The 12,463-nt window shown below is 42.1% G+C and carries 15 protein-coding genes and 2 tRNA genes; 14 read left to right on the top strand and 3 right to left on the bottom strand.

What is annotated here, in order from left to right:
* Window positions 1–7 precede the first annotated feature (7 nt).
* From ACMFNG_RS04830 to ACMFNG_RS04805, 6 genes are read left to right on the top strand one after another with little or no spacing between them, the layout of a single operon-like run.
* On the top strand, window positions 8–361 hold the full coding sequence (locus ACMFNG_RS04830) for a prefoldin subunit beta (RefSeq protein ID WP_014835119.1): 354 nt from the start codon (window positions 8–10) through the stop codon (window positions 359–361).
* A gap of 36 nt (window positions 362–397) precedes the next feature.
* Window positions 398–733, top strand: a complete 336-nt coding sequence (locus tag ACMFNG_RS04825) for a DUF3194 domain-containing protein (RefSeq protein WP_011011497.1) — start codon at window positions 398–400, stop codon at window positions 731–733.
* Window positions 690–1,682 (top strand): DHH family phosphoesterase, encoded by a 993-nt coding sequence (locus ACMFNG_RS04820; RefSeq protein ID WP_011011498.1) that lies wholly within the window; start codon window positions 690–692, stop codon window positions 1,680–1,682. The genes ACMFNG_RS04825 and ACMFNG_RS04820 overlap by 44 nt, the downstream gene beginning before the upstream one ends.
* A 4-nt stretch (window positions 1,683–1,686) precedes the next feature.
* Window positions 1,687–2,013, top strand: coding sequence for a hypothetical protein (locus ACMFNG_RS04815; protein ID WP_011011499.1), 327 nt, complete (start codon window positions 1,687–1,689; stop codon window positions 2,011–2,013).
* A 5-nt stretch (window positions 2,014–2,018) separates the two neighbouring features.
* The gene (locus tag ACMFNG_RS04810; RefSeq protein WP_011011500.1) at window positions 2,019–2,744 is read left to right on the top strand and encodes a tRNA-binding protein; all 726 of its coding nucleotides are present in this window, start codon (window positions 2,019–2,021) and stop codon (window positions 2,742–2,744) included.
* 3 nt (window positions 2,745–2,747) lie between these two features.
* On the top strand, window positions 2,748–3,086 hold the full coding sequence (locus tag ACMFNG_RS04805; RefSeq protein WP_011011501.1) for a cupin domain-containing protein: 339 nt from the start codon (window positions 2,748–2,750) through the stop codon (window positions 3,084–3,086).
* On the opposite strand, the gene ACMFNG_RS04800 is transcribed toward ACMFNG_RS04805, so the two are convergent.
* Complete coding sequence (locus ACMFNG_RS04800) at window positions 3,083–3,991, bottom strand: hypothetical protein (protein WP_430515243.1); 909 nt, start codon at window positions 3,989–3,991, stop codon at window positions 3,083–3,085. The genes ACMFNG_RS04805 and ACMFNG_RS04800 overlap by 4 nt on opposite strands.
* 146 nt (window positions 3,992–4,137) lie before the next feature.
* Between ACMFNG_RS04800 and ACMFNG_RS04795 the strand changes: the two genes are divergently transcribed.
* From ACMFNG_RS04795 to ACMFNG_RS04785, 3 genes are all read left to right on the top strand, one after another.
* Window positions 4,138–4,839 (top strand): IS6-like element ISPfu2 family transposase, encoded by a 702-nt coding sequence (locus ACMFNG_RS04795; RefSeq protein ID WP_011011181.1) that lies wholly within the window; start codon window positions 4,138–4,140, stop codon window positions 4,837–4,839.
* Between the two features lie 63 nt (window positions 4,840–4,902).
* A tRNA-Gly gene (locus ACMFNG_RS04790) sits at window positions 4,903–4,980 on the top strand.
* Between the two features lie 106 nt (window positions 4,981–5,086).
* Window positions 5,087–5,164 (top strand) — tRNA-Arg (locus tag ACMFNG_RS04785).
* Here the strand turns inward: ACMFNG_RS04785 and ACMFNG_RS04780 are convergent.
* Window positions 5,143–5,937 carry a hypothetical protein gene (locus ACMFNG_RS04780; RefSeq protein WP_014835118.1) on the bottom strand — a complete coding sequence of 265 codons (795 nt, stop codon included), beginning with the start codon at window positions 5,935–5,937 and terminating at the stop codon, window positions 5,143–5,145. The two genes, ACMFNG_RS04785 and ACMFNG_RS04780, sit on opposite strands and share 22 nt — an antisense overlap.
* Window positions 5,938–6,131: 194 nt before the next feature.
* On the opposite strand from ACMFNG_RS04780, the gene aor reads away from it, so the two are divergent.
* Genes aor through ACMFNG_RS04755 form a run of 5 tightly spaced genes read left to right on the top strand, consistent with a single transcriptional unit; the run spans window position 6,132 to window position 11,474 of the window.
* Window positions 6,132–7,949 carry an aldehyde ferredoxin oxidoreductase gene (gene aor / locus ACMFNG_RS04775; protein WP_011011461.1) on the top strand — a complete coding sequence of 606 codons (1,818 nt, stop codon included), beginning with the start codon at window positions 6,132–6,134 and terminating at the stop codon, window positions 7,947–7,949.
* A gap of 48 nt (window positions 7,950–7,997) precedes the next feature.
* Complete coding sequence (locus ACMFNG_RS04770; protein ID WP_011011460.1) at window positions 7,998–8,246, top strand: ubiquitin-like small modifier protein 1; 249 nt, start codon at window positions 7,998–8,000, stop codon at window positions 8,244–8,246.
* A 1-nt stretch (window position 8,247) separates the two neighbouring features.
* Complete coding sequence (locus tag ACMFNG_RS04765; protein WP_011011459.1) at window positions 8,248–9,381, top strand: tungsten cofactor oxidoreductase radical SAM maturase; 1,134 nt, start codon at window positions 8,248–8,250, stop codon at window positions 9,379–9,381.
* 40 nt (window positions 9,382–9,421) lie between these two features.
* Window positions 9,422–10,687: an adenosylhomocysteinase gene (locus tag ACMFNG_RS04760; RefSeq protein WP_011011458.1), complete on the top strand. Its 1,266-nt coding sequence runs from the start codon at window positions 9,422–9,424 to the stop codon at window positions 10,685–10,687.
* 37 nt (window positions 10,688–10,724) lie between these two features.
* Window positions 10,725–11,474, top strand: a complete 750-nt coding sequence (locus ACMFNG_RS04755; RefSeq protein ID WP_011011457.1) for a PH0542 domain-containing protein — start codon at window positions 10,725–10,727, stop codon at window positions 11,472–11,474.
* Here the strand turns inward: ACMFNG_RS04755 and ACMFNG_RS04750 are convergent.
* The gene (locus ACMFNG_RS04750) at window positions 11,446–12,414 is read right to left on the bottom strand and encodes a hypothetical protein (protein WP_011011456.1); all 969 of its coding nucleotides are present in this window, start codon (window positions 12,412–12,414) and stop codon (window positions 11,446–11,448) included. The two genes, ACMFNG_RS04755 and ACMFNG_RS04750, sit on opposite strands and share 29 nt — an antisense overlap.
* Between the last annotated feature and the right edge of the window lie 49 nt (window positions 12,415–12,463).

The raw sequence follows: 12,463 nt of genomic DNA, 5'->3' as shown, positions 1-12,463 counted from the left end.
GGTGAAGATGCAAAACATTCCACCCCAAGTCCAGGCAATGCTTGGGCAATTAGAGAGCTACCAGCAGCAACTCCAACTCGTTATTCAGCAGAAGCAGAAGGTTCAAGCTGATTTAAATGAAGCTAAAAAGGCCCTTGAGGAAATTGAAAAGCTCACTGATGATGCTGTAATTTACAAGACCGTTGGCACGTTGATAGTTAAAACGACAAAAGAAAAAGCTTTACAGGAACTTAAGGAGAAAGTAGAAACTCTTGAAGTTAGGCTTAATGCGCTAAACAGGCAAGAGCAGAAGATAAATGAAAAGATAAAGGAGCTCACTCAAAAGATTCAGGCAGCCCTAAGACCTCCAACCGCTGGATGACTTCTTTTATTATTTTTGTTTTCTCTGGTGGTTGATATGAAAAAAGTTATTCACATCGGACTTCCAGAGCTAAGCGAGGAAGAATTGATTAGGGTTGGAGAGATAGGGCAGAAGATAATAATCAATTATATATTTGACCACTTAGCTAAGAGCGAGGTTAGGGATTTAGAGGTTACTGCGAGGATAAACAGGGGAGAAACACTCGATTTAGAGCTTGAGGTTTATGTTGAGGTCCCCATATTTGTCAAAGTTGATGTGGAATCTCTAATAGAAGAAGCTCTCGATAAAGCCTACGAAGCTATAGAAGACTACTTAAGGAGGATATCAAATGAAAGGGGAGAGAAAGCTCAAAGAACTTCTGAAGAGCCTTAACAAAGATGAAAGAATAATTATACTCTGCCATCACAACGCCGATCCAGATGCATTAGGCTCTGCCATAGCGCTTTCCAGGCTCCTCCTTCACCTGGGATTTAAGAATGTTAGAATTGGGATAGCACAGAGTATTGCAAGCTATGCAAGGAAGCTTACCCTTTTCTCTCCCGTTCCAATTGAAAAAGATCCCATTATTCAGGAAAAGTACGTGTTCATTGTGGACACATCTTCTCTAGAACAGTTGGCCCCAATTGATATTCCTCCTTCATCTTACCTAATTGTAATTGATCACCATACAGAGAAAGAGAATCCAATACCAGCTGACATTTCACTCTTAGATCCCACAAAAACATCAACATCCGAGATTGTATGGGAAATTTTCAAAAAGTATAAGTTTTCAGATGAAGAATCGGCAAAAGCCCTCTTAGCTGGAATAGTCTCAGATACCTCCAACTTTAGATATGCAAACGCGAAAACATTTAAGACGGTGTATGAAATCTTGAACCTTTATGAGATCTCTTTGGGTGAGATATACCAGTTGATAGCACCAGTTTCCGATGAAAACATTGAGCAGGCTAAGAGAGTTGCCGTGCTAAAGGCGTGCCAGAGAATGCAGATTCACAAGTTCAGGAAGTTCATAATAGTAACCTCCAAGGTCTCGGCATATGAAGCTCTAGTGTGTAAAGTCTTTGTAAACCTAGGAGCTGATGTTGCCATAGTGGGTAGCGAAAAGAAAGGAGAAGTTAGAATTTCGGCTAGAGCAAGAGAGAATATAGTAAAGATGGGCCTCCACCTGGGAAAAATTATGGAGAAAGTTGGGGACATAATAGATGGGGCTGGAGGAGGGCATGCAGGAGCTGCTGGAGCAAACGGGAAGAAGAATTTAGATAAAGCAATGAAATTCCTTGTAAAAGAGATTAAGAATGAACTGAAAAAGATTTCGGGGTGAGAAAATGGCAAAATGTCCCATTTGTGGAAGCCCTCTAAAGTGGGAAGAGCTCATAGAGGAAATGCTCATTATTGAGAATTTCGAAGAGATAGTAAAGGACAGAGAAAGATTCCTTGCCCAGGTTGAAGAGTTCGTTTTTAAATGCCCAGTCTGTGGAGAGGAGTTTTACGGAAAAACACTGCCAAGGAGAGAAGCCGAAAAGGTATTTGAACTCTTAAATGACTTTAAAGGTGGGATTGACTGGGAAAACAAAAGAGTTAAGCTTAAGCTAAATGATTTGTTGGCCTTAGAGACAATGCTTGAGGAGTGGGACAGAAGAGTTAAGAGGTGAGCCCAATGTGGGACACGAGTAAAGATTACAGACTCCTCGTTGCTGAAAAGGCCGTGGAGCTCTTCTTAAGAACAATCGAGGGGGCAAAGTTTAGAGGACAGTGGGATAAGAAGAAGGCCGTGCAACTTGCAAAAGAGATGATCCCAGACATTCAAGCCCTTAGATATAGCTACATAGATCCAGAAGAGCTCGTTGATACTCCACAAATAAAATCTCTAAAGGAGAAAGCACAAGGCATAATCGAGGCCCTCGGAGGAGAAGATTGGCATCACAAGTTTTTGTCCCAGGCCACAAAAGAAGAGAGGGAGAAGGTAGAAGAGCAGGTAGCAAAGATAAAGTTCTTCCTCAACACGATACTTAGGCTTGACAAAAGGCTAAAGCTAGGGAAGATAAATGATCCAGTTATTGCAGTTGACATTGTTGTTGGAGAAGTTATGAGCGTAGGAAAGCATCCAAATGCTGATAGGCTCTTGGTAACCAACGTAAACATTGGAAACAGAGCTATAACAGTAGTTACAAATGACTTAACCGTAAAAGAAGGCAACAGAGTTGCTGTAGCATTACTGACTCCAAGGAACTTTTTCGGTGTCGTAAGCGAAGGAATGTTCTTAGGAGCTGGGGAAGGAGTTTTAAAGGACGTTAAGGGAGAAATAGGCGGACTACCAAAGGGCATTCCATTGGAAGCACTAAAGGAAACTAGAAATGCTGTTGAAGCTTTTCTGAAGGGATGAAACATGAAGGCCGAGATAAGTAAAGCTATAGACAGGGGAAACTACATTAAGTATCCACTATTTGAGAGGGAACTCCCGGAAGGTAGCTATGCCCAAATAGTTGAAATAAAACCAAAGAGTAGAGTGGGCAAGCACTATCACAAGTTTCAGTACGAGCTCTTCTACATAATAAGTGGAGAAGCAAAGCTGGGAATTGGAAATGAGGAATACCACGCAAAACCAGGAGATATTTACCTAGTCAAGCCAGGAGACGTTCACTGGGTGGAAAATAATTCAGAGGAGAGCTTTAAGCTACTCGTTGTTAAGTTGAACTTTAGAGGAGAGGACACTGTCTGGCTTTAACTTTCCTTTGTTGGGACTTCAATGATAACTTCCCCTTCCTTGGCCAACAAAACTCTTATTTTCTCTGCACTCTTCGGTATTGAAATTCTAACCACTTGCTTGTTGTTCACCTTTTCATATGAAGGTGCACTGTAAACGATCTCTCCATCAACCTCAACTTTCTCAATGCAGATTTTAGATCCAGGGCAAGGCTCCTTATAGATAATTATTCCATCTATGAAGTCCCCCGATATCTCCCCATAAAAAACTACGTTCCCTTTTTCAATTTCAAAATCATATTTTGGAACGAGGGCATATATGAGTAAGCCCGATATTAGGAAAGATGCTCCTAAGAGAGCTATAGTTTCTCTCTTGTTTATCTCTATTTTTCTTCCTCTAACAGGAGTCACTGCCTCTGGCATATTCTTGTATCCTAAGAGCTCGTATACATTAGCGACAATTCCAATAATGCTCCCCACTATTACCGGATAGAGGAGTATCGCATACAGCAATAATTCCCTAGATGTTAGGAAGTTCTCTTCACCAGTTACCTCGTAAAAGTTTTCAAGGATAATTCTCCTCAGTATTGCGATGAGAGCAACAAACGGATAGTTTAAAATGGTGTACACGAAGATAAGTTTTGAAAAGCTAGTAATGGACAATGCTATTCTTTCAGCTCTTAACAGAATTAAAACCGCAACAACTTGAAATATTGAGATCACGAATATCAGAAGAGCTAACTTAAACGACCTCTCATCTACGAGCTCCTTCCATCTATAGAGACCATACAAGTAAACAATACCCCCTATTATGGAAAGCACCCTTCCCGTTCCTGGGAGGTATGAGAGCAACGCCAATAGGGAGCCAATGAACAATATTGTCTTTATATCACACACGTAAGTTTTAACTTCATTAGTTGTGGCCATGTTCTATGATTGCCTAAATTTTATTTATAATATTTTCGTTAAAAGGTTTACAACTAAAAGTGAATGGTAACGAGATACTGTTAGGATAAGCGGTAGGGCGTTAGGTTTAAGTTTCTGATAATTTTTCAGAAAAAGAAGGGAGAGAAATGAAGGCTGAGAGCATTCTATACTCACTGATTTCAGTCTTAAAACCTTTTCGCCGCAACAAAATCCCACCAGAAAAGAAAATCAGAGCAGTAGAACTATACCTGCGAGGCCTCAGCTACAGACAAGTCGGAAAAATCCTCAAAATCAGCCACACAACAGTCTGGGAGGCAGTTCAAAAACTAGCAGAAGCAGTTTACCAGCCAACACTCCTCGCAGTAAGAAAACAGAGGAATTTTATCGCAGTTGATGAGACTGTCGTAAAAATCAACGGGGAGAAGAGATTTCTCTGGGCTGCACTTGACGTTGAGAGCAGGGAAGTTCTCGCAGTCTGGATTACAACAACCAGAAACTGGTGGATTGCTAGAGACTTCATTCTGGTTGTTTTGAAATCCTGCAAAGGACAGCCTGTTTTTCTGGTTGATGGTGGGAAGTGGTACAAGTCTGCTTTTAAATCCCTTGGACTGGATTTTGTTCACGTAACCTTCGGGCCGAGGAACTGTATTGAACGCTGGTTCAGGACTTTAAAAGAAAGAACAAAGCGTTTCTGGAATAATTTCAGGGCTAGAGACTGGAGGAGGGTTCACAGGTTTGTTTTTCTGTTTGCGTTCTGGTATAATTTTGTTAGGTTTCATTCTCGGTTTGGTTGTCCGCCTGGTGATGTGACTGAGTGGCTTCAAGAGGTGATGCCCCAGTTATCCTGACAGTATCGGTAACGATGACGAAATCCTTATAAACCCTCTTTAAATGAGTAAATAACGACCTGTGCGGTGGTAGTCTAGCCTGGTCTAGGACGCCACCCTGCCAAGGTGGAGACCCGGGTTCAAATCCCGGCCACCGCACCACAATCTTTCTCTTCTTGATGTGGAACCCACCCTTGGCTGAATGATGATGAGGCCTCGTGGGTTCCGAAGTTTTTATAAACAACTTTCTGATGATATCTTTTCGGGTGCCCCGGTGGCCTAGCCTGGATAGGGCGCGAGGCTGCGGACCTCGAGGTCCGGGGTTCAAATCCCCGCCGGGGCGCCAATTACCTTTCCTTGAAGCCATCCCATTCCATAAACTGCTGCATCTTTTTCAATTTCTCCTTTTACGCGTTCTTTAAGAACGAAGGCTGGAACTAATCCTAGAGGTTCTATGGAGATTTTTAAGAGATACCCATCTTTTCCTAAAACATTGACCTCCCTAAATTCTTTTACATGTCCAGTAAAGATGTAATCGTCAATAAAACCACCATTCAATGTTCCTGGGAGCAACACTTCTGCTTCACTCAAATCAATAACGATGTTTTCCCCACCAGGCCCCTGAACTTCTTTCCGAGCGTCAACACCTACCTTTAAAAAGTATAAAAGAAGGCCCACACCAACTTTAGCATTTTCTCTCCTTACATATTCATCTTTTTTCATGAGGTAATCCACCGCAAAAAACGTTATTTGCGGACCATATTCGTTCGAAACTTCACAAACAATATCCCCTTCCGGCCACTCTTTCCATTCTAGAACTTTCAGTATTCTCGCTTCAACTTCAACTAGATCTTCAAGCATGGGATAAGTTGTCAATAGAACATTCTTTTCATCCGTGACAACTCTGAAGGTTATAACACCTAAAGGAACATCGTATATCTTTAATTTTAGTTTCTTCTTTATTATTCTACCTTTTTCAAAAACAACACTTCCCACTTGCTCTCCTTTCATTGATAGTATTTCTGATAATCTTTCTGCGTATCCTAAAACTGTGTCTAAGTGACTTCCATGAGGTATACCCTGAATTAGCTCAACCTTATTATCCTTCTTGATAAACATCGAAAATCACCGAGCATTGTTTTTGCTATTAAGTTTTTTAAGTATTTTGATGCCTACAAATTTTTGTACTTCTTATTATTCCTAGGAGATATTGGCCAATTAACAAATATACTAAACTCTACTAATGTTGTAAAATATTTTTGCTTTCGTCAACATTTAATAGAACTAAAACAATAAATATGTTGGTGACCTCTATGTATGGCAACTGGGGTAGATTTATACGTGTAAACCTTTCTACCGGAGATATTAAGGTAGAAGAATACGACGAAGAATTGGCTAAGAAGTGGCTTGGAAGTAGAGGTTTGGCCATATACCTTCTTCTAAAGGAAATGGATCCAACTGTAGATCCCTTAAGCCCCGAAAACAAGCTTATCATCGCCGCTGGTCCTCTAACTGGAACAAGCGCACCAACCGGTGGAAGGTACAATGTCGTAACAAAGAGTCCCCTAACTGGATTCATAACTATGGCAAATTCCGGTGGGTACTTTGGAGCTGAGCTGAAGTTTGCAGGTTACGACGCCATTGTTGTTGAGGGTAAGGCGGAGAAGCCCGTTTATATTTACATCAAAGACGAGCACATTGAGATTAGAGATGCTTCCCACATATGGGGCAAGAAGGTTAGCGAGACTGAAGCCACAATAAGGAAGGAAGTTGGAAGCGAGAAAGTAAAGATAGCATCCATCGGCCCTGCCGGTGAGAATTTGGTCAAGTTCGCGGCAATAATGAATGATGGACACAGAGCGGCTGGAAGAGGTGGAGTGGGAGCTGTAATGGGAAGCAAAAACCTTAAGGCAATAGCAGTTGAGGGAAGCAAAACCGTCCCAATAGCTGACAAGCAGAAGTTCATGCTTGTTGTTAGAGAAAAGGTAAACAAGCTTAGGAATGACCCCGTTGCTGGAGGAGGACTTCCAAAGTACGGAACAGCTGTTCTAGTGAATATAATTAACGAAAACGGGCTATATCCAGTCAAGAACTTCCAGACTGGTGTTTATCCATATGCCTACGAGCAAAGCGGTGAAGCAATGGCTGCCAAGTATCTAGTTAGAAATAAGCCATGTTACGCTTGTCCAATTGGATGTGGTAGAGTAAATAGATTACCAACAGTTGGAGAGACAGAAGGTCCAGAATACGAGAGCGTTTGGGCCCTGGGAGCTAATCTGGGAATTAACGATCTCGCATCAATAATAGAGGCAAACCACATGTGTGACGAGCTTGGACTTGATACAATATCAACTGGTGGAACTCTGGCCACTGCAATGGAACTTTATGAAAAAGGCCACATAAAGGATGAAGAGCTCGGAGATGCTCCACCCTTCAGGTGGGGCAACACCGAGGTTCTCCACTACTACATAGAAAAGATAGCAAAGAGGGAAGGCTTTGGTGATAAGCTCGCTGAGGGAAGCTATAGACTGGCTGAGAGCTATGGACACCCAGAACTTTCCATGACCGTTAAGAAGTTGGAGCTACCAGCTTATGACCCAAGGGGAGCAGAGGGGCATGGTTTAGGTTATGCAACAAACAACCGTGGTGGATGTCACATTAAGAACTACATGATTAGCCCTGAGATCCTCGGATACCCATACAAGATGGATCCACATGATGTTAGTGACGATAAGATCAAGATGTTAATCCTATTCCAAGACCTCACGGCATTGATAGACTCAGCAGGCCTATGTCTCTTCACAACATTCGGCCTTGGAGCTGACGATTACCGTGACCTCCTCAATGCCGCTCTAGGATGGGACTTCACAACCGAAGACTACCTCAAGATAGGAGAGAGGATATGGAATGCTGAAAGACTGTTCAACCTTAAGGCAGGCCTAGACCCAGCAAGAGATGACACTCTACCAAAGAGGTTCCTCGAGGAGCCAATGCCAGAAGGTCCAAACAAGGGACACACAGTTAGACTTAAAGAGATGTTGCCAAGATACTACAAGCTTAGAGGATGGACTGAAGACGGGAAGATTCCAAAAGAGAAGCTTGAGGAGCTTGGAATCGCTGAGTTCTATTGAACTCTTCTTTTCAATTAACTTTTTATTTCCTTCTGGGGGATTTGTAATATGCAGGTGAAATTATTTGCAACCCTTATAGAGTTCACTGGAAAGAGAAAACTTGAGATTCACGGCCCAAAGACCGTGAGAGAGCTTTTAGATAAGCTTGAAGAGATGTTCCCAGGGTTCAAAAAAGAGCTAGAGCAGGGATACATGATTTTAGTCAATGGAAAGAACATAGAGCATCTTCAGGGCCTCGACACTCCACTTTCAGATGATGACACAGTGAGCATTTTCCCTCCAGCTGGTGGTGGATGAAGTGGAAAAGGAGTATACATTTACACTCTGGGATGGGAAAGTTGTAATAAAACCGAAGCTCGACATGAAGTACCTCTACCTAGAGATAACTAGCAGGTGCAACTTGAGATGCGAGATGTGCTTTAAGCAGCACTGGGAAGATGAAGAGGGAGATATGGACTACGATCTCTTCCTCAAAATTCTTGACGATGCAGAGAAGTTTCCCGAGCTAAAGATGATATACTTCGGAGGCATAGGTGAACCTACAGTTCACCCAAGGTTCATGGATATGGTGAGAGAAGTAAAGAAGAGAGGCTTTGCCCTGGGAATTAGCACCAATGGAACCCTTTTAACGGATGAAATGCTCAAGGAGCTTGCAGAGCTTGGCGTTGATTTAGTTTATTTCTCCATGGACGTTTTACCCACAGCTCAAAATGTGGTAACTCTCGGGCACATTCTAGCGGGAGTTACTGCGGAGAAAATAAAGAAACTCGTAAAGTATAGGGAAGAAGTGGGAACCCACAAGCCAAGCATAGGTGTTGAAGTTGTGGTTACAAAGGAAAATTACAAGCAGTTGCCAGAGCTCGCTAGGTACCTTCTAAACCTTGGCGTTGATGCAATGTTAGTTTCAAACCTCCTTCCCTTAACCCCAGAGCAGGTGAACGACATAGTATACGACGGGAGCATTGATATGACTCCCATAGTTAATGAGCTCTACAAAATAGCTCACAATGGCCTCTACATCAAACTACCATACTTCGAGTTGAAAACTGAGAGGGTTTGCGACTTCGATGAAAATAAAGTGGCTGTAATTAGATGGGATGGTGAAGTTGTCCCTTGCTATAGGTTCTTGCACACGTACAGGGAATACATATTTGGAAGGGAGAAGAAAGTGAATACTTACTCCTTCGGCAATGTAAGAGAGAAGAGCTTGGCTGACATATGGACGAGCGAAAGGTACACATGGTTCAGGTTCATAACGAAGAACTATCTATACCCCTCCTGTACCGATTGCTCTCTAAGAGATGCGTGCGACTTCGTGAAGACAACCGACATTGACTGCTGGGGTAATGAGCCAAGCTGTGCCGATTGCCTCTGGTCAAGGAGAATAGTCATGTGCCCAATACCCCAGTACAACTTTGGAAAGTTCCTCTAGCCTTATAAAAGGAGCGGCCTTTATTAAAGTGGTGAACCCTATGGACTGTGGAAAGGACTATTGTGTTAAGGATTTGTCCCTTGCAGAGGAAGGTTGGAAGAAAATTGATTGGGTTTCTAGGTTTATGCCCGTTCTTCAATACATAAAGAGAGAATTTGAAGAAAAGAAACCCTTTAAAGGCGTAAGAATAGCAGCAACTCTCCACTTGGAAATGAAGACTGCATTTCTCCTTCTTACTCTAAAAGCTGGCGGTGCTGAAGTTTCTGCAGCCGCAAGCAATCCACTGAGCACTCAAGATGACGTAGTCGCCGCCCTGGCAAAGGCCGGAGTTAAAGTTTACGCCATAAGAGGGGAAAGCAGAGAGCAATACTATGAGTTCATGCACAAGGCCCTGGATATAAGGCCAAACATAATAATAGACGACGGAGCCGACATGATAAGCCTAGTCCACAAGGAGAGGCAGGAAATGCTGGATGAAATATGGGGAGGAAGTGAAGAAACGACCACGGGGGTCATAAGGCTAAGAGCCATGGAAAAGGCTGGAATTCTCAAGTTCCCAGTTATAGCGGTGAACGATTCTTACATGAAGTACCTCTTTGATAACCGTTATGGAACTGGCCAGTCCACCTGGGACGGAATAATGAGAGCTACAAACCTCTTAATAGCTGGGAAGAACGTTGTCGTTGTAGGGTACGGGTGGTGTGGTAGAGGAATAGCTATGAGAGCTAGGGGGCTTGGGGCTACCGTAATAGTGGTTGAAGTTGATCCAATAAAGGCCCTGGAAGCGAGGATGGATGGATTCTTAGTTATGGATATGAAGGAAGCAGCAAAGATTGGGGATATCTTTGTTACAGCCACTGGGAATATTAAGTGCATCAGGAGAGAACACTTCGAGTTAATGAAAGATGGAGCAATTATGGCAAATGCAGGGCATTTCGATGTAGAGATATGGAAGCCAGATTTGGAAAAACTTGCTGTCGAAATTAATAATCCAAGGCCTAATGTTACCGAGTACAAGCTCAAGGATGGAAGAAGGTTATATTTGCTGGCAGATGGAAGGCTTGTAAACCTTGTTGCAGCTGATGGCCATCCAGCGGAGATAATGGACATGAGCTTTGCCCTTCAAGCAAAGGCAGCTGAGTATATAAAGGACAATCACGAAAGGCTCGAGCCAAAAGTTTACATTCTTCCCAGGGAAATCGATGAAATGGTGGCAAGAATAAAGCTGGAGTCAATGGGTATAAAAATTGAGGAGCTCACAGAAGAGCAGAAAAAGTACCTTGAAAGTTGGGAACATGGAACCTAGCAAAAAAGTTATTACCTTGCTTTCATAATTTTTTATCATGGAGGAAGAAATTGACATCAGAGAGTCTTTAGCTAATGGTGAGGATTTGGAGAAGATTTTAGTTATGGCAAAATATGATGAAAGAATTCTGGAAGAATTAATAAAATTGTTAGATGATGATCTCTGGACCGTTGCAAAGAACTCGCTGACAATTCTTGTAACATTGGCTAAAACAAGGAAAGAGTTGTATGAACCTCTGGTTAAGAAGCTTTTTGTTATGCTTAAAAAGAGTGAATCAATACCACTAACCCAAGAGGTTGCCAGGGCACTAGGACAAATAGCAAAAGAAAGACCCCAACTAATTAGATCCCTAGTCCCAATATTGTTCGCAAACTACAGGATAGGAGACGCAAAGATCAAGATAAACCTCAGCTATGCTCTAGAAGAGATAGCGAGGGCAAATCCCGAGCTTATGAGAGATATCGCTAGAGACATCTTCTCGATGTTATCATCAAAAAATAGAGAGGAGAAACTTGCCGCGTTAAATTTCATCGAAGCTATGGGTGAAAATCAATTCAGATACGTTGCCCCATATTTGCCCAGGCTAATAGCTCTACTTCACGATAGAGATGAAGTTGTTAGAGCTAGCGTCGTTGAGGCCCTAGTTCACTTAGCAAGAACAAACGAAAAGCTTAGAAAAGTCGTGATCAGAAAGCTTGAAGAATTTGAAGATAACAGTAGTTTAGTCATGAAGGCAGTAAGAGAAGGCCTTTCCCTTCTCACTCTTCTTGAGAGGGGCTCTCAGTAATCCCTTCTTCCATTATAGTTTTTATTAACTTTGTTATCTTCTCGATTTCCTTTCTGAGCCTCTCATTTTCTTCTCTTAGCTCCTCATTTTCCCTCATGAGTTCTTTTATATTTTTAGCCAGCTCCTCTACCTTACTCTTTGGTATGTAGCTTCTCTCAATTATGTTTAGGGCTTCTTCTACATCATAAACACCTGTTATCTTAATTAACCTAGCTTTTATTTCCCTTAATTCTCTAGCAACCTTTTCATACTCTCCAATCTTTTTCTCGATCTCCTGAACTTTCTTTGCTCCCTCTTCAAAGCCTTTTAACTGCTCCTTTAGCTTCTTTATTATTTTCTCCCTTTCTTCAAGCTTACTCTTGAGTTCCAAGTTTTCCCTGATTGCCTTCTCATATTTCTCCATTATATCCTTAATGACTCCCGGGGTCATGCTTTCTATCTCTTTCAACTTTGAGTTCACGATATTTTCCACCTTTTTTTCTAGACTTTCTAGAATCCTCTTCTCCATGCTCTCTGCCACTTCCAACGGGTAAGAATAGAGCTTTTCTTCTATCTCACTCAACCTGGGTAAAAACTTTTCCAAATTTGAGACAACAAGTGTTCTCCTATCGAGCTCATCTATATTCTCTTTTAGCTTTTCTATTTCCTTTTCAATTCTTTTGAAGCTTTTTTCGTTCTCTACCTTGTAGCTATCTAGCTTTGAGTTCAGAGAAAACAACTCTTCTCTGATACTTTCAATCTCCTGCATTATTTCCCTCCTCAAAGCAACGAGAGCAGTTAAAGCTAGAATTGAGTACTCACCCAACCTCTCTGAATCTGCCAGAGAGCTCTTTACCCTCTCCCATTCCCTTAACGCTTTAAGCTCCTCAACAACCTCAGGATAGTGCTTCTGAAAGAATGCCCATGTAATTCCCTCACTCTTCTTCTTTCCCCCAAACATTCCCCCTCAACTCTTAGAAAATATTGCAGTTGATCTATATAAGGCTTGC

Origin of the sequence: Pyrococcus woesei, from assembly GCF_050496105.1 — an archaeon.
GTDB classification, from domain to species: Archaea; Methanobacteriota_B; Thermococci; order Thermococcales; family Thermococcaceae; genus Pyrococcus; species Pyrococcus furiosus.
This window is presented reverse-complemented; position numbering and strand designations above follow the sequence as displayed.

Coding starts and splice junctions, on each gene's coding strand:
- ACMFNG_RS04770 (WP_011011460.1), top strand. CDS start 7,998: ATGCAGGTGAAATTATTTGCAACCCTTATAGAGTTCACTGGAAAGAGA.
- ACMFNG_RS04815 (WP_011011499.1), top strand. CDS start 1,687: ATGGCAAAATGTCCCATTTGTGGAAGCCCTCTAAAGTGGGAAGAGCTC.
- ACMFNG_RS04820 (WP_011011498.1), top strand. CDS start 690: ATGAAAGGGGAGAGAAAGCTCAAAGAACTTCTGAAGAGCCTTAACAAA.
- ACMFNG_RS04755 (WP_011011457.1), top strand. CDS start 10,725: ATGGAGGAAGAAATTGACATCAGAGAGTCTTTAGCTAATGGTGAGGAT.
- ACMFNG_RS04780 (WP_014835118.1), bottom strand. CDS start 5,937: ATGTTTATCAAGAAGGATAATAAGGTTGAGCTAATTCAGGGTATACCT.
- ACMFNG_RS04800 (WP_430515243.1), bottom strand. CDS start 3,991: ATGGCCACAACTAATGAAGTTAAAACTTACGTGTGTGATATAAAGACA.
- ACMFNG_RS04830 (WP_014835119.1), top strand. CDS start 8: ATGCAAAACATTCCACCCCAAGTCCAGGCAATGCTTGGGCAATTAGAG.
- ACMFNG_RS04805 (WP_011011501.1), top strand. CDS start 2,748: ATGAAGGCCGAGATAAGTAAAGCTATAGACAGGGGAAACTACATTAAG.
- ACMFNG_RS04810 (WP_011011500.1), top strand. CDS start 2,019: ATGTGGGACACGAGTAAAGATTACAGACTCCTCGTTGCTGAAAAGGCC.
- ACMFNG_RS04760 (WP_011011458.1), top strand. CDS start 9,422: ATGGACTGTGGAAAGGACTATTGTGTTAAGGATTTGTCCCTTGCAGAG.
- aor (WP_011011461.1), top strand. CDS start 6,132: ATGTATGGCAACTGGGGTAGATTTATACGTGTAAACCTTTCTACCGGA.
- ACMFNG_RS04795 (WP_011011181.1), top strand. CDS start 4,138: ATGAAGGCTGAGAGCATTCTATACTCACTGATTTCAGTCTTAAAACCT.
- ACMFNG_RS04825 (WP_011011497.1), top strand. CDS start 398: ATGAAAAAAGTTATTCACATCGGACTTCCAGAGCTAAGCGAGGAAGAA.
- ACMFNG_RS04750 (WP_011011456.1), bottom strand. CDS start 12,414: ATGTTTGGGGGAAAGAAGAAGAGTGAGGGAATTACATGGGCATTCTTT.